The organism is Novosphingopyxis iocasae, from assembly GCF_014334095.1.
Lineage (GTDB): Bacteria > Pseudomonadota > Alphaproteobacteria > Sphingomonadales > Sphingomonadaceae > Novosphingopyxis > Novosphingopyxis iocasae.
Window position 1 is genome coordinate 3,045,707 of record NZ_CP060495.1, and the last position, 15,774, is coordinate 3,061,480.

Annotated in this window: 12 protein-coding genes and 1 tRNA gene; 6 read left to right on the forward strand and 7 right to left on the reverse strand. The window is 61.9% G+C overall.

Annotated elements, in window-relative coordinates; genetic code table 11:
* Positions 1-38: 38 nt before the first annotated feature.
* A complete protein-coding gene (locus H7X45_RS14560; RefSeq protein ID WP_187335485.1) occupies positions 39-920 on the reverse strand; it encodes a DUF2059 domain-containing protein in 882 nt (293 codons plus the stop codon).
* Positions 917-2,350, reverse strand: coding sequence for an NAD(P)-dependent oxidoreductase (locus H7X45_RS14565; RefSeq protein ID WP_425498176.1), 1,434 nt, complete (start codon positions 2,348-2,350; stop codon positions 917-919). The genes H7X45_RS14560 and H7X45_RS14565 overlap by 4 nt, the downstream gene beginning before the upstream one ends.
* A gap of 233 nt (positions 2,351-2,583) precedes the next feature.
* On the opposite strand from H7X45_RS14565, the gene H7X45_RS14570 reads away from it, so the two are divergent.
* The gene (locus H7X45_RS14570; protein ID WP_187335487.1) at positions 2,584-3,429 is read left to right on the forward strand and encodes an undecaprenyl-diphosphate phosphatase; all 846 of its coding nucleotides are present in this window, start codon (positions 2,584-2,586) and stop codon (positions 3,427-3,429) included.
* A 25-nt stretch (positions 3,430-3,454) separates the two neighbouring features.
* On the opposite strand, the gene H7X45_RS14575 is transcribed toward H7X45_RS14570, so the two are convergent.
* Positions 3,455-4,396, reverse strand: a complete 942-nt coding sequence (locus H7X45_RS14575) for a complex I NDUFA9 subunit family protein (protein WP_187335488.1) — start codon at positions 4,394-4,396, stop codon at positions 3,455-3,457.
* Positions 4,397-4,575: 179 nt separating this feature from the next.
* On the opposite strand from H7X45_RS14575, the gene H7X45_RS14580 reads away from it, so the two are divergent.
* Positions 4,576-4,662, forward strand: a tRNA-Leu gene (locus H7X45_RS14580).
* A 165-nt stretch (positions 4,663-4,827) separates the two neighbouring features.
* Positions 4,828-6,051: a tyrosine-type recombinase/integrase gene (locus tag H7X45_RS14585; protein ID WP_187335489.1), complete on the forward strand. Its 1,224-nt coding sequence runs from the start codon at positions 4,828-4,830 to the stop codon at positions 6,049-6,051.
* 135 nt (positions 6,052-6,186) lie between these two features.
* On the opposite strand, the gene H7X45_RS14590 is transcribed toward H7X45_RS14585, so the two are convergent.
* From H7X45_RS14590 to H7X45_RS14600, 3 genes are all read right to left on the reverse strand, one after another.
* On the reverse strand, positions 6,187-6,381 hold the full coding sequence (locus tag H7X45_RS14590) for a DUF6961 family protein (protein ID WP_050601784.1): 195 nt from the start codon (positions 6,379-6,381) through the stop codon (positions 6,187-6,189).
* On the reverse strand, positions 6,372-6,923 hold the full coding sequence (locus H7X45_RS14595; RefSeq protein WP_187335490.1) for a thermonuclease family protein: 552 nt from the start codon (positions 6,921-6,923) through the stop codon (positions 6,372-6,374). Before H7X45_RS14595 ends, H7X45_RS14590 begins: the two co-directional genes overlap by 10 nt.
* A gap of 64 nt (positions 6,924-6,987) precedes the next feature.
* Positions 6,988-7,572: a lytic transglycosylase domain-containing protein gene (locus tag H7X45_RS14600; protein ID WP_187335491.1), complete on the reverse strand. Its 585-nt coding sequence runs from the start codon at positions 7,570-7,572 to the stop codon at positions 6,988-6,990.
* Positions 7,573-7,710: 138 nt separating this feature from the next.
* Between H7X45_RS14600 and H7X45_RS14605 the strand changes: the two genes are divergently transcribed.
* The 3 genes from H7X45_RS14605 to H7X45_RS14615 all read left to right on the forward strand — a co-directional run bounded on the left by H7X45_RS14605 (position 7,711) and on the right by H7X45_RS14615 (position 15,025).
* Positions 7,711-8,625, forward strand: coding sequence for a DUF7146 domain-containing protein (locus H7X45_RS14605; protein WP_214645508.1), 915 nt, complete (start codon positions 7,711-7,713; stop codon positions 8,623-8,625).
* Between the two features lie 75 nt (positions 8,626-8,700).
* The gene (locus H7X45_RS14610; RefSeq protein ID WP_187335492.1) at positions 8,701-12,948 is read left to right on the forward strand and encodes a strawberry notch family protein; all 4,248 of its coding nucleotides are present in this window, start codon (positions 8,701-8,703) and stop codon (positions 12,946-12,948) included.
* Between the two features lie 103 nt (positions 12,949-13,051).
* Positions 13,052-15,025 carry a ParB/RepB/Spo0J family partition protein gene (locus H7X45_RS14615; protein WP_187335493.1) on the forward strand — a complete coding sequence of 658 codons (1,974 nt, stop codon included), beginning with the start codon at positions 13,052-13,054 and terminating at the stop codon, positions 15,023-15,025.
* 221 nt (positions 15,026-15,246) lie between these two features.
* Here the strand turns inward: H7X45_RS14615 and H7X45_RS14620 are convergent, their stop codons facing one another.
* Entirely contained in the window at positions 15,247-15,759 is a 513-nt protein-coding gene (locus tag H7X45_RS14620) for a hypothetical protein (protein WP_063511966.1), read from the reverse strand.
* Positions 15,760-15,774 lie beyond the last annotated feature (15 nt).

Consider the following 15,774-nt stretch of genomic DNA (forward strand, 5'->3'; position numbering starts at 1 on the left):
AGCGGGAATCGTCGGCTTTTTGGAGCGGCCGTCACCCGCTAGATTGCGTCACTTTCTTCAGACATCATCTCGTCCGTAGGCGGATCGGAAAGGTCGTCGACATCGACATCGAGCAGGTCCGCCAGCTTGGCTTTTTCCTCGGCGCTCAGATCATCGATCTGCCGCGGCGGGGGAAGCGCGTCCTTCTCTACCGCTGCCATTAATTCGGGCAGTCGTGCCATCATCTTGGGCATCATTTCGGCCGTTGCGACCATCATCTCGGGGTCCGTGTAAATGCGGTAGCTCTCGGCAGCGAAGGCGCTGCCGGCGGGCGTGTCCATGAACGCGCCGATGGCGGCAAGCTGATCGCTCGTGAACCGCTTCGCATAGGCCCGTCCGAGGGCGGTGCGCATAAGCGGCTCCATCTCGGCCGCAATGCCGCCCATCACCACCGTCATCCGATCGAACATCTGCAACGATCGCTGCTTATAATAGGGATCGACGATGGCCATGACTTCGCCCACCGTCGCGTCATCCAGCGAAGTCGCCTCATCCATGGACAGTCCGCCGACAGCGGCGATGGTCGAGAGCGGCAACCCTTCGGCCATGGTTTCCATCATCTTCGAAACCATGTCGAAGCTCTTCGACATCATGTCTCGCATCACGCCATCGGGCAGTACCTTCGATGCAATTGGTCCGGCCAGCGCCAGCCGCTCCGGATCGACCGGCTCGAGATCGGCACGCAAATCTTGCGCCATGCCGTCGAACATTTTCGAAAGCGCAGCCTGCGCTTCCGCTTGTTCGGCATCGCTCAGACCGTCCGAGGCGCGCTCATCATCTGCTGTGACGGCGACCGCGTCCGGGGCCTCGTTATTCTCCTGTGCGTAGCCGGGGCTGGCCAGCGCAAGACCGGCGGCAAGCAAAAGGGCGTTCGATTTCATGCTGCTTCCTTCTCTTCCAGCTTCTTGGCGCGCAAATAACGGTGCATCGCCTCGCTCACTTCGCGTCCGTCGCGGATGGCCCATACGACGAGGCTGGCGCCGCGCACGATGTCTCCGGCAGCGAACACGCCGTCCAGGCTCGTCATCATCGTCTCATGGTCGATGCGCAGCGTGCCCCAGCGGGTGACCGAGAGGTCTTCAGCACCGAACAGTATCGGCAGATCTTCCGCTTCGAAGCCGAGCGCCTTGATGACGAGATCGGCCTCCAGCGTAAAATCGCCTTCCGGATCGGGTTCGGGCGCGCGGCGGCCGCTGGCATCGGGCTGGCCCAACTTCATGCGCGTGCCGCGAAGGGTGGTGACGCCGCCGTTCTCATCGGCTTCGAACGCGGTGGGGCCGCTCAACCAGACGAACTCGACGCCTTCCTCTTCCGCGTTGACAACCTCGCGCTGCGATCCGGGCATATTATCCCGGTCCCGGCGGTAGAGGCACTTCACCGATTTCGCGCCCTGGCGGATCGCGGTGCGAACGCAGTCCATCGCGGTGTCGCCGCCGCCAACCACCACCACATGACGGTTTGCCGCATTCAGAGAGCCGTCGTCATATTCCGGCACGCTGTCGCCGAAGCCCTTGCGGTTGCTGGCGATCAGGAAATCCAGCGCAGGCACAATGCCGTCATGGCCGCTGCCCGGCGCCTTCAGGTCGCGCGCCTTGTACACGCCGGTCGCGATCAGGATCGCGTCATGCTTTTCGCGCAGCTCGTCCAGCGTGGCGTCTTTGCCCACCGCAAAACCTTCGTGGAAGTGGATGCCGCCGTCCTTCAGGCGATCGACACGGCGCATCACCACTTCCTTCTCCAGCTTGAAGCCGGGAATGCCGTAAGTGAGCAGGCCGCCGCTGCGGTCATGCCGGTCGTAAACATGCACCTCATAACCGCCGACGCGCAGATATTCCGCTGCGGAAAGGCCCGCCGGTCCAGCGCCGATCACGGCGACGGACTGGCCGCGGTCCGGCCCCGGCTGCAGCGGCTCCACCCAGCCTTCGGCCCAGGCGGTGTCAGTGATATATTTCTCGACCGAGCCGATCGTCACCGCGCCATGGCCGGAAAATTCGATCACGCAATTGCCTTCGCACAATCGGTCCTGCGGGCAAATGCGTCCGCAGATTTCCGGCATGGTCGAGGTCATGTTCGACATCTCATAGGCCTCGCGCAGCCGTCCCTCCGCGGTCAGGCGCAGCCAGTCCGGAATATGATTGTGCAGCGGGCAATGGACCGAACAATAGGGCACGCCGCATTGCGAGCAGCGCGCCGACTGGTCCTCGGCTGCCTCGCGCGCATAGCGATCCGCGATCTCGCGGAAGTCCTGCGCGCGGGCATCGGCGGGGCGTTTGTCGGGATAGCTCTGCTGGCGATCCACGAATTGAAGCATCCTGTCACTCATGCGCGCGGGACTAAGCTGGATGAGGGCGCTTGTCAGCCACTTTCCGCGCAATGGGAAAGTACTTATTACCTAAATTGAACATTTCGAAGGGCCGGAGATAATTTTATTGCGAAGCTGCATTGAAAGAACGTCCGCACCGGACCTAACATCCCGGCTGACTTTGCCCGGCGCAAAGCCTAAAGCCGCGCGCGAACGCTTCTCCATCAAGCCGGAAATCGCGCATGTCCTTCATTCAAATGCTCCTGATCGCGCTCGTTCAAGGGGTCACCGAGTTTTTGCCGATCAGCTCTTCGGGCCACCTCATCATCCTGCCTTATCTGACAGGTTTCGAAGATCAGGGTCCGATGATCGATATCGCCGTGCATGTCGGTTCGCTGCTGGCGATCGTCACCTATTTCTTTCGCGATGTGGCGGGTCTTGCACGCGGCGGCTTTGCGAGCATCGGCATCGGCAATGCACCGCAGGAGAAGCGGCTGTTCTGGTGGATCATCATCGGCACCATTCCCGCCGTCGTCGTGGGTCTGGCGATCAAGACGGGAATGCTGAACGGCGTTTTCCAGACGATGTTCAACCTGCAGATCAAGAATGATGACCTGCTCGAATCGCTGCGTCTGACGCATCTCATCGCCGTGAACCTGATCGTCTACGGCATCCTGCTCGGCGTTGCCGACAAGTTCGGCCGCACCAACCGCAGCTTTGAAAATGTTCGTTTTCTCGACGGCCTGCTGGTCGGCCTCGCCCAGTCGCTTGCGCTTATTCCGGGCACCAGCCGTTCGGGTGTCACCATGACGATGGCGCGGACGCTGGGCTTTGCCCGCGTTGAGGCAGCCCGCTTTTCGTTCTTGCTGTCGATCCCGGCAATTGCCGGGGCAGGGGTGCTGATCGTGCCGGATCTGCTGAACGCGGACAGCGCGCTGTTGGTCGAGGCGCTGATTACCGGTGGCCTCACCTTCCTCGCGGCCTTGGCGACCATGGTGTTCTTGATGCGCTTCCTGAAAAACGCGTCGATGATGGTGTTCGTGGTTTACCGTGTGCTGATGGGCGTGGCGCTGCTTTATTTCTTCTGAGCGAGCGCCGCCCCCTGCGGCCGCATCAGGCGGTGCGCGCCTTGCTGCTGAAGCGGCCGTGGCGACGGTACTTGATCAGATAGTCGGGCGCGATGCTCGCAAGCGGCTTCGGTTCGATGCCCAAATCCTGCAAGGTTTTGGCATCCTCTGCCACTACGTTGTCCTTCTTCAGCATGATTAGCTGATCGTCGGTGATCGGCGGCTTGGGAAGCCAGCGCGTAAAGAGCGCAAGGCCGAATGCGGCGGTGAACGGTACTTCGATGAAAAGGCGCTCGGCGCGGATTTCATGTGCGATCCAGCGGTTCAGTTCCATCATCGTCATGCGCTCCGGCCCGCCCAGCTCGAAGGTCTGGCCTCCGAACGTGAACGGCTCCGCTACCGCACGGGCGATGGCCGCCGCGACATCCGCCGCGAATACAGGCTGGAACTTCGTGCTGGCGGCGATCACCGGCACCACCGGGCTCATGCGGATGATGTTGGCGAAACGATTGAGGAAATCGTCGTCCGGGCCGAAAATCACCGAAGGGCGCATGATGGTGGCGTTGGCAAACGCCTTGCGAACCCGCTGTTCGCCTTCGCCCTTGGTCTCCCCGTAGACGCTGTTGCTCTCCGGATCTGCGCCGATGGCAGAAACATGGACAAACGCCTTCACGCCGATCTGCGCTGCGGCCTTGGCGATATGGTCCGCGCCGTCACGGTTCACATCCTCGCCGCGATCGGCAAAAGCGCCGCACAGGTTGACGATCGCATCGCTTCCGCGCGCGGCCCGCAGCGGGCCATCCTTCTTGGTGATGTCGCAGGATACGAACTGCGTCTGGCCTAGGCCGCCCATCGGCTTGATACCAACCGCGTTCGACGGATCGCGCTCGGCGATCCGGATGCGCCAGCCCGCCTTCAGCAATTCCTCGCAAACATAGCGGCCCAGGAAACCGCCGCCGCCGAAAACCGTCACCAACTGGTTCTGCATGATCGTCCTGTCTTCGTTTCTGGATGGAAGCGCTTCGGCTCCGTTCAATCTGTTCCTATACCAATCGGCAAGCGGCGCGAAAGCTCCCGCTGCCTGCAAACGCATCTTTCGTCACGCAGCATCAGTTTCTTCCATTGACAATGCCGCGCCAGACGGTAGGACGCGCCTTCCCGTGATCAGCCCAGATGGCGGAATTGGTAGACGCGCCAGCTTCAGGTGCTGGTGACCGTATGGTCGTGGAGGTTCGAGTCCTCTTCTGGGCACCATTTGTTCTTCTCACGTTCTCCCAAATAATCTATAAAACCCGCAGAAATCCTAGGGATTTGGCCCTTGGATCGTTCCGGATCGTCCCGCCTGTTCTCGGGGCTTCCAGACACTTTTGTGGGCCTTTTGAGGCCGTTTCGCAAAGGCCCAGATGAAAAGGCCCCCACATGCCGCTGACAGATACTCGCCTCCGCGCACTCAAGCCCAAGGATAAGCCGTACAAGGTCACCGATGAGCGCGGCCTATATGTTGAGGTCACGCCGACCGGCGGCAAGCTTTGGCGATTCCGATACCGGACCGGCGGTGCGCAAAAGAAGCTCTGCATCGGCAGCTATCCCGAAATCAGCCTCAAGCAAGCGCGAGACGCAGCCTACGAGGCACGACTAGCTGTTGCCTCTGGCGGCGACCCGGCCTTTGAGAAGCGGAAGCGGAAAATCCGCGCCGAGTTCCTTTCTGCACAGACGTTCGAGGCAGTTGCACGTGAGTATATTGAACAGATGATGGTCCAGAATGGCCGTGCCGATGGCACGATCGTCAAGGCCAATTATTTCCTCGACAAGCTTGCGCCTGCCATCGGGAACCGACCCATCAACGAGATCGAGCCGTTCGAAGTCCTGGCTCCTCTTAAACGACTAGAAGCCACGGGTAAGCACGAGACTGCGAAGAAATGCCGCTCGTTCGCAGGCCGCGTGTTTCGCTATGGTGTCGCAACGACCCGTTGCAAATCCGATCCGACCAGTATGCTGAAGGGTGCACTCGTAACGCCGCGAGCCAAGCATTATGCAGCAATTCTCGAGCCCACCGAGCTAGGCGGGTTGCTCCGCGCCATCGACGACTTCACTGGCTACATGGTGACGAAGTTGGCTTTGCAGATCGCGCCGCACGTGTTTGTGCGCCCCGGCGAACTCCGGCACGCCGAATGGCATGAGATCGACCTCGTCGATGGGGTCTGGAAGATCCCTGCCGGTAAAATGAAAGCGCGCCGAGCGCATGCCGTCCCGCTTTCCAAGCAGGTTAGAGGCTATCTCACTGATCTGGCCGAGATGCTCGGCCGCGAAGGATATGTTTTCCCGTCTGCGCGCAGCTCCAAGCGTCCCATGAGTGAAAACACGCTCAATGCCGCATTCCGTCGCATGGGATACTCGAAGGAAGAAGTCACCGCTCATGGACTCCGGGCGACAGCATCGACATTCCTGAACGAGTCGGGCCTTTGGAATCCTGATGCGATCGAGCGTGCCTTGGCACATGGCGACAGCAATGTTGTGCGTGGCATCTACCATCGCGGCAAGCATTGGGACGAGCGCGTGCGGATGGCTCAATGGTGGAGCGACTACCTCGATGAGCTCCGGACTGGAGGAAAGGTCATCATAGGGAAGTTTGCGAAGGGTTGATCGGAGATCGAATTTCTTCTCAGCCAGTGCAGGATTGAAGGCTCAGGACCAGCCCTATCAGGGACACTGACGCGAGCAAGGCGAACTCAATTCTGATGCCCCAGACCTTAAGCCACCCCCGCATCGTGCCGAGCCTCAGTTCGTAGAGCTTTGGCAGCTAAGCTGATCGAACCGTTCAGCAACAGTCTTCCACGTTGCTATGCCAGCCTCGTCCCCTTCGTTGGATAGCCGCTGGATTTGCTGCGCGATATACGCGATTCCCTCTTCGCCATGGTTCTTTTCGACCCAGAGCGCGACGGCCCACAATTCCTGATCGCGGTTCAGCACCATGGTTCACGTCTCCCGGTCCAGGTTCGCGCCAGGCCTTCGCTGACCAGCTGATCGCCAAGCGAGCGGCCGCCGCGCGTTACAACCCGCAATTTGCGACCGTACTGATCCTCGTCTCTGCTACCGATGGTCCTCAGTTCAAAGGGCCCGCCATTCAGCAATTCGACAAGGCGGTGCGTCGCGCGCATGCCGAGCTGGTATTCATAGTCGCAACGAGGCTCGCTGATCTCGGGAGTGTCGATGTCGGCAATCCGGATCTTCACGCCATCAAGCCAGAAAGTATCTCCATCCACGACACATGTGCGCCGGATCGATCCGCAGATGTCGAATTGTGGGGAGCTTGCTTGCTGGAATAAAGCCTGAGGCTGCTGATCGTCGTTAGCAAGGCTGGCATCATGGACTGGCCAGTTGAGTGCCAGCATCCCTCCAGCAAATACGATCGCGAATGCTCCCAAACCCAACGCGATCTCCTTTCTCAGCTTCCGGCGTTTCTGTGCCTTCAACGCCTTGCGAAAGTCGAACGGCTCACCGGGGGTCTCATTCACTGGCGTTGTCCGTCTTCATTCCGGCACATGATTTCACACAATAGCCGGAAATCAGGTAGTTTCGTCAATTGTACGTACCAATTGCTTGCCAACGTCCCAACACAGTCCGGACATATTGCGGCGTTTCACCATTGTTGGGAATGCCGCGTGATCGGGAGACGGCACCTGGGCCAGCATTGTAAGCAGCCAAGGCCAGGTGGACCGCGTCGAACCGGTCCAACATATCGCGAAGATACCGGGCGCCACCGTCGATCGATGCAAGAGGGTCATGACGATTACGGACGCCCAGTTCTCGCGCCGTGGCCGGCATAAGCTGAGCCAGCCCGGCAGCACCGGCTGGACTAACAGCCATCGGATTGAAGCGGGACTCAGCCCAGATGAGAGCACGAAGCAGATTGGTCGGAAGCCCGTAACGGCGCTCGGCCTCGGCTATTGCCGCCATATACAGGCCTTCCCGGTAGGATACGTCTGCTGGCCCTGTCTGGTAGATTGCAGGTAGATATTGCCTTGCCGGCTGCTGGTCCGTCTTCGGTGGAACGATCGCGTGCTCGAACAAAGTGAAATCTTGGGCGCGGACCTGCTGTGAGGAGGTCGCGATCATCTCCAGACATGCGACCGCTATCGCAGTCAGACGATTGAGGGAGGTCATCTCGAGTGGTGCTCCATTGATTCGAATCACAAGAGAACATAGATAGAACATATGCCTGTAGGAAAGCGGCGAACGCCTGCCTTTGGGAGAGGAGAGGAGCGCTGATGAGGGGGCCACTTTGCATGCTGAGGAGCTCGCATGTCCCTGTCTGTCCAAACTCATCCCAACCGGTCGCTTGCCGAGACCGCCCGTCGCATTTGCGAATCGCGTGGGGGCAAATGGTCCGGCACAAAGGGCATGGCCTGTTGCCCCGCGCATGATGACCGCACGCCGTCACTCGGTGTGTCGCTCGGCCGACAGGCCATCCTCTTCCACTGTTTCGCGGGATGCGATCAGCAGAGCGTGCTGGCTGCTCTGGCGCGTGAAGGTTTCGAGGCACCGGCGCTTTTTTCAGGTTCTGCGACCACCAACGAACCCGAATCGACCAGCACCCGCAAACCCTCGGCGGTAGCGCTGAGGATCTGGCGCGATGCACAGCCACTGCGTGCCAGTCCGGCAAAGGCATATCTTGAAAGCCGCGGCATCCTCGCCGCATCTCCGGCGCTCCGCTTCCATCCACGAACGCCGCTTGGCCCGAAAGGACGGGCCCGCTTTCTGCCCGCCATGATCGCGGCAGTCAGCCTCGACGAGGGCCCGATCGCCATCCACCGCACGTTCCTGTCTACCGAGGCTTCAGGCAAGGCCGCTTTCGAAAAGCCGAAACGCGCGCTCGGCGCGCTCGGTGAAGCTGCTGTTCGTCTCTTCGCTCCAGTTTCCGGCAAGCTTGGCCTTGCCGAGGGGGTCGAGAGCGCGATGTCGGCCTATGCTCTTACCGGCATCCCCGCCTGGGCGACATTGGGCAATGAGCGCTTTGGCCTCGTCAGCGTGCCCGAGAGCGTCACCGAACTTCACCTCTTCGTCGATCACGATGCTGGCGGCGAGCTGGCCGCGTCGCGTGGCCTGGCCGCTTATGCCCGCGATGGGCGGACGATCCACGTTGGCAAACCATCCTCACGCGACACCGACTGGAACGATGAACTTACAGCATGGCTGCGCCGCAAAGCGGCGCGGTAGAGGAGAGAGAGCTTCTCGAATTCCTGATCCGGCAGAGGGCGTGTCCCGATGCCCCCATCAGGAGGACGAATTGCCATGTTTCAATCTGACCTGTTTCCCGCCGGCGAGCAGTTGCCGTCCATGCCCATGGCCTATGCCATTGGCACCCGAGTTGCCGCGCTTCTTGCTTCGGGACGTCATCTTACCCGTACCGACATTTCCGGGCTGTTCGCCGAAGAGACCGGTGTTCTGGACTGGGGAGGTGCCTGGACGATCGACGACTACAACAGCGCGGTCGAGATCGCCGCACTACTCTGGCTTCGAGAGTCCTCACGGATCGATCTGGCGACGAATGTACACGAAGCCGAAGCGCGGTTCGACTTGCTCGAAGCAGCCTTGCCGCCGCGGCACGTTCGCAGCGAAGCACAGGTCGAGCTCCAGCAGTTCTCGACCCCGCCAATGCTGGCCTGGCTGATGGCGAAGGCCGCAGCTGTCTGCGCGCAAGACACGCTCCTCGAACCGTCCGCAGGCAATGGTGCCCTTGCTCTCTGGGGTTGCCTCCAGAACGCTTCGCTGCTTCTCAACGAGATCGATCCGGCAAGACGAGACGGTCTGGCCCACGTCTTCCCCACGGCCACCATCACTGCGCATGACGGGGAACTGATCGCCGACTTGCTTCGCGGCCATGTTCCGTCTGCCGTGCTGACGAACCCGCCGTTCGCTCACAGCCTGGAACGCGGCAAGGACGGTGAGACCGCTATGCGTCACCTACGCGGTGCAATCCGGGCCGCTGCCAGTGGCGCGAGGATTGTCGCCATCATGCCTGACGGCTTCAATGCTTCCACTTTCGCCAAGGCACAGGACGAAGCGTCGCTGCTCCTCGATGTCCGGCTGCAGCAGATGTTTCGCCGGACGGGCACGGGAATTGCCGTTCGCTTGGTCGTGATCGACAAGACGCCGACCGCGTCCTCGCCCCCGATCACCGGAGCTACTGCTGACCTGATCGAGCTCCACGAGCTCATCACTGCGCTCCCGCCACGAACGCAGACCTCCGCCAGCCTCCATCGTCTGCCAGTCGGCAAGCCAGTGCGTCTCCTTGGCAAGACTTCGACCCAACGAACGCCGATCCGGCCGGTGGCGCCTTTTGAAGCGACACAAAGAGCCACAACGAATGTGATCGACCTGACCTATTCGGTCCTAACCGAACCTGCGCCGGTGCCTGAACAGACAGGCATCTACCTGCCTTACCGGCCCAGCCGCATCGCGTTCGAAGACGCGCCGGTTCATCCCACCCCGCTCGTGGAATCGGTCGCCATGGGTTCGGTCGCGGCACCGAAGCCTGAAGTCACCCCGCGTCTCCCCGCAGGTTGGCAGGCCGGTGGCCTGCTCTCCGAAGCGCAATGCGAGACACTGGTCTACGCTGCCCAGGCGTTCGCGCGCGATCTTCCGGGTCAGTTCAGTGTCAGCCAGGAGGGCACCTCGCTGGAACTGTCCGAAGATGGGCACGCCTACCGACAGGGCTTCTTCCTTGGCGACGGGACCGGAGCGGGTAAGGGACGGCAGATCGCAGCGGTTATCATGGATCGGTGGCTCACAGGCGAGCGCCGCCATGTCTGGATCACCAAGAACGAGGCGTTGCTTGAAGATGCGCGCCGCGACTGGGAGGCGCTTGGCGGCCTGCCGCTCGATATCCAGCCGCTCTCGCGTTGGAAGCTCGGTCACCCCGTAACGATGTCCGAAGGCATTCTCTTCGTCACCTATCCGACGCTGCGCTCGGGCCGCGCCGAGGACACGCGGCTAGACCAGCTCCTTGCCTGGGCGGGTGAGAGTTTCGACGGCGTGATTGCCTTCGACGAGGCTCACGCCATGGCCAATGCACTCGGTGGCTCTTCAAACCGCGGCAAGGTCAGGGGCTCCGAACAGGGCATGGCGGGCCTCAGGCTGCAGAACCATCTGCCGCGCGCCCGGGTGCTCTACGCGTCTGCCACTGGCGCTTCGGATATCGCCAACCTTGGCTACACATCCCGGCTTGGTCTCTGGGGACCCGAGACTGCTTTCCCGACCCACGAGGCGTTCATGACCGAGATCCGCGCTGGCGGCGTCGCGGCGATGGAACTCGTCGCCCGCGACCTCAAGGCGCAGGGCCTCTATCTCGCCCGTGCGCTGTCCTTCGCCGGGGTCGAGTACGAAATCCTCGAACATAACCTGAGCGAAGCACAGGTGCGGATCTACGATGCCTATGCCGAGGCCTGGGCGATCATTCACCGCAATCTCGAGGCGGCGCTCGAAGCGACCCGCGTGGTCGACGAGGACAGCGGCGATACGCTCAACCGCAACGCCAAGGCTGCGGCGCTGTCGATCTTCGAAGGCACCAAGCAGCGCTTCTTTGCCCAACTCCTGCTCTCCATGAAACTGCCGAGCCTGATCCCCGCGATGGAAGCGGCGCTTGGCGAAGACCATTCGGTTGTCGTGCAGCTGGTCTCGACCGCCGAGGCTATGCTCGACCGGCGCCTCGCCGACCTCTCCGACGAGGAACGCGAAGCGCTCGATATCGATCTCTCGCCGCGTGAATACGTCATCGACTATCTTGCGAAGAGCTTCCCGGTGCGCCTGATGCAGGTCTTCGCCGACGAGGATGGCAATCTTCGCTCCGAGGCGATGAGCGACGGGGAGGGCAATCCCGTTTTCTGCCCGCGCGCCGTGGCAGCACGCGATGCACTGATCGAGCAACTCTGCGCGCTGCCGCCGATCGCCACAGCGCTCGATGCGATCATTGAGCACTTTGGAACCGAAGCCGTAGCCGAGGTCACAGGCCGAACCCGCAGGCTTGTCCTGGGGCGCGATGGCCAGCAGCGCCTCGAACGGCGAAGCCCAAGCGCCAACGTGGCAGAAGCGCAAGGCTTCATGGAAGGAACCAAGCGCATCCTGGTCTTTTCGGATGCGGGCGGGACTGGGCGTTCCTACCATGCTGATTTGGGCGCCAGGAACCAGCAGCGCCGGGTTCATTTCCTGCTCGAGCCGGGCTGGCGCGCTGACAACGCCATCCAGGGGCTCGGCCGCACCAACCGCACCAACCAGGCCTCGGCCCCGCTGTTCCGCCCGGTCACCACCGATGTGAAGGGCGAGCGCCGCTTCATCTCGACCATTGCCCGCAGGCTCGATGCATTGGGCGCGCTCACGCGAGGTCAGCGCCAGACCGGCGGACAGAACCTGTTCGATCCGGCAGACAATCTCGAAAGCGACTATGCACGCGACGCGCTCAGCCGCTGGTTCCAGCTGCTCTATGACGGCAAGCTCGAGGCCACGAGCTTCGGCAACTTCGTGGAGCGCACCGGCCTCCGGCTTGAAAATCCCGATGGCGGGCTGACCGACAATCTCCCCACGATCCAGCGCTGGCTCAACCGCATCCTCGCGCTGCCGATCGCGCTGCAGAACGCCATATTCGACGAGTATCTCGGGCTGGTGGAAGCGCGGATCGAAGCCGCGCGCGAGGCCGGAACGCTCGACCAGGGACTGGAAACCATCAGGGTCGATCGCTTCACGGTCCTCGCCGATGAGCTCCTGCGCACCGACCCCGTGACCGGAGCGGAGACCCGCCTCGTCTCGCTCGAGGTGGTAAGGTACCTTCGGCCTCTGCGGTTGCAGCGCCTGGTGCGGATGCACGAGATCGGCAGCGCGCACGCGATCCCCTTGCGCAATGCGCGCTCGGGCAAGGTCGCGCTGTCTGTTCCAGCCCGGCGCCTCATCGCCGACGACGGGGCCGTGGTCGAACGCCGACGCCTTCTGCGTCCGCTCAATTCCGCGAACTGGACGCTTGAAGCACTTGGTGAGAGCCACTGGGAGGAAATTGGCGTCACCGCGTTCACCAGCACCTGGCGGGCCGAGGAAGAGGAGGCCGCCGCTTCACCGGTGACCGAGCGCGTCCATCTCGCCACCGGACTTCTGCTTCCGGTCTGGAAGCGCCTGCCCGGCGATCATGTCCGCGTTACCCGGCTCGTTGCCGAGGACGGTCAGTCGATCATCGGCCGCGAAGTGCTCAATGTCGATCTCGCCGCAATTGCCGAGACCTTTGGCCTTTCCGGGGTTGTCGGACCGGCACCCGATCAGATCGGCGACCTCGTCCTCGCCAGCGGCAAACCGTTGGGCCTCGCAAGCCACGATCCACTCACAGTGAAGCGTGCGCTGGTTGGCGGCGAACAGCGCCTTGAACTGACCGGATTTTCGCCCGATCGGCTCGACTGGTACAAGGGCAAGGGCTGCTTCACCGAGATCATCCGCTACCGCACGCGGCTGTTCGTGCCGGTGTCGAGAGCCTCGTCCGTCCTCCCTGCGCTAGCCGCCTGATCCCTCGGGAGACCCCAATCTCGGAATGAGAGTGGAGGGAGCCCTTTGGGCTTGTGGGCCAAGTGATCCTCACTGGCGCCTTCATTCCATCAGGAGAACACCCATGATCCAGTCGATTCCCTTGAAGAAGCTCGTCCCGAGCCCGCGTAACGTTCGCAAGTCGAGCGACGTGCTGGCCGACCTCCAGCTGCGGGCAGACATTGCCGCGCGCGGCCTGCTGCAGAACCTCGTCGTGCGCAAAGGAAAGCGCGGCAAGTTCGAGGTCGAGGCTGGCGGTCGCCGGCTCGCCGCGCTGCAGGCGCTGGCCGAAGAGGGCACCTTGCCTGACACGCACGAAGTCACCTGCCTCGTCATCGAAGGCGAGGAAAGCGAAGTGCGCGAAGCCAGCCTTGCCGAGAACTTCCAGCGACTCGCAATGAACCCGGCCGACGAGGCGCAGGCCTTCGCCTCCATCATCGAAGCAGGAGCTACCACCGAAGACGTGGCGCGACGCTTCGGCCTCACCGTCCGGTTCGTCGAAGGGCGCCTGCGTTTGGCAAGTCTGGCACCCTGCGTCTTCGAAGCGCTCGCCGAAGGCACGATCACGCTCGACATGGCCAAGGCCTACGGCGCGATCTCCGACGTCGAGCGCCAGGCGCATGTCTATGCCGAGCTGCAGGATGCCTGGTACCAGATCACGCCCGATACAATCCGCCGCATGGTGCTCGATGCCACGGTGCGCGGTTCTGATCCGCGAGCTGTTTTGGTCGGACGCGATGCGTACATCGGTGCGGGTGGCCGGATCGAACGCGAACTCTTCGACGATGACGCCAGCGAGAGCTGGATCGATGTCGCGCTGCTCGAGGACCTCGCGCACAAGGCCATGGAAGAGGCGGCAAAAAAGGCTGCGCTCGAATATGGCCTTGCCTGGGTTCGGCCGACGCTGGGCACCTATGTCAGTCACGACCTTGTCGAAGGTCTGAGCCGTCTGCCTTGCGAGCCTGCGCCGATGACGGAACAGGAAGCGAAGGAACTTGGCGAGCTCGAGGCCGACTACGACCGCGTCGCCGCCGTGCTCGAAGACGAGGACAGCCACGAGGACGAGGTCGCCAAGGCCGAACAGGAACTCGTCGTCATCGACCGCGCCATGCGCGCGCTCAATGACCGGCCGCCCGTGCTCGCCGACGAGCTGAAACCCGAGGCCGGTGCCTTCCTTATCCTCTCGCGCAATGGCGAGCCGACCTTGGTCCCGCAGTTCTACACCGAGACCGAAGTCATCGCTGACGAAGGTGTGGTGGAGGCAGTCGAAGAAAGCGGAGCGGTTAAACCCAAGGGCAGCTCGCTTTCGCAGCGCCTGCTCGACGAACTCGCAATGCAGCGCCGCGATATCCTGGCGGTCCATCTCGCTAACGATCCGGCACTGGCGCTCGACTTCATGGTCTTCACGCTCGCGGATGCCGATGGGCACGACTGGCGCGCCAGAAAGGCATCGACGCTTGTCGGCTCCATCGCGTCTGGACCGGTTGCCGGGTTTGAGGCCAAGGATGCACCGGCGAGCGCTGCTCTGGCCGAGTTCGCTGGTTCGCTCGACGAAAGCTGGCGCTCGGGCGAGACCGACGTCGAGCGGTTTGCCAGGTTCCGGTCGCTTTCCGATGAGGCGCGTTCGGCCTGGCTTGGTCATGTCGTCTCGCGCACGCTCGTCGCCAGCCTAGCCTGCGAAGGCGATCGTTCGGTGCCCATGCACGAAGCGCTCGGGGCACTTCTGGAAATCGAAACCGCGCATTGGTGGCGTCCCACCGCGGCAAACTATTTCGACCGCGTGGCCAAGGCTCGCACGCTCGAAGCGCTCGATGCTGCGGGTGGTCCGGAGCTGGTCAGCCGATACGCTGCTTCGAAGAAGGCTGGGCTTGCGAGCGCAGCCGAGCGCATCTTCTCAGGCAACTTCATCGGCGAGGCCGAGGTCAAGGAGCGGGCGCAAGCCTGGGTTCCTGCGATCATGCTGTTCACTGCTGCTCAGGAGGTCGCGCCGATTGGTGTCGAAGTCGACGAGGCAGTCAGCGACGATGCGACAGACGAAATTGCCGAGCAGGCTGCCTGACCCTCCTGACAGGTCGAGGTCGCTCGGTGGGCGGTCCGTCCCAATTGGGATGGACCGCCTTTTTCATGTCAGAATTTGGGCCGCTAGCCGTCGGTCCGTTTTGTTTGGCTTACATGTGAAAGCGGCCGACCGCGTTGTAGTGCAAATCTGCGTCATCCCTGTCGGTCACGGTTTTTGACCAAACTACACCCCTGTGAACCACAATGGCTGTAGCTTCGAGGCTAGGATTTTCGACTATCGAGGTCTTTCTGTCGCCAACCTTCAATTACGCTATGGTCTTTCATCAATTCGTGAATCGCGTGTGCAGAGTAAGTCGAGATGCTTACGGTGTTGGCCCTCCTGAAGCTCACGACCCCGGATGTCTTGAGGCGACCATCCTTGGTCCACCGCAATCTTTCCTGCTTCGTAATGTTGAGCGCCTGGCAGATCTCTTTCGGTGTCATGGCCTTCGTTGCAATCGCGTCTAGAGCGCCAGCGATATCGCCTGTGATCGAGTTCAGTGCCTGTTCGTCGATCTGACTTCCGATTGGAAAACGAACGGTATCGACTTCCCATTTGGCGCCCTGAAGCCCGCTCAGGTATTTCCGCAGCGCCGCACGTGCTTCCCTACGCCGCAGCCAGAGAATAGGAGAGAGGTGCAGAAACGCCTTCCAGTCAAGCGTGGCAACATGATGGCTCTCATCTCGCGTGATGCAGGAGAGAAGGTTTTCGTAGCTGACAAGTCGCTTCATCATTCGCTTACCGCAAAG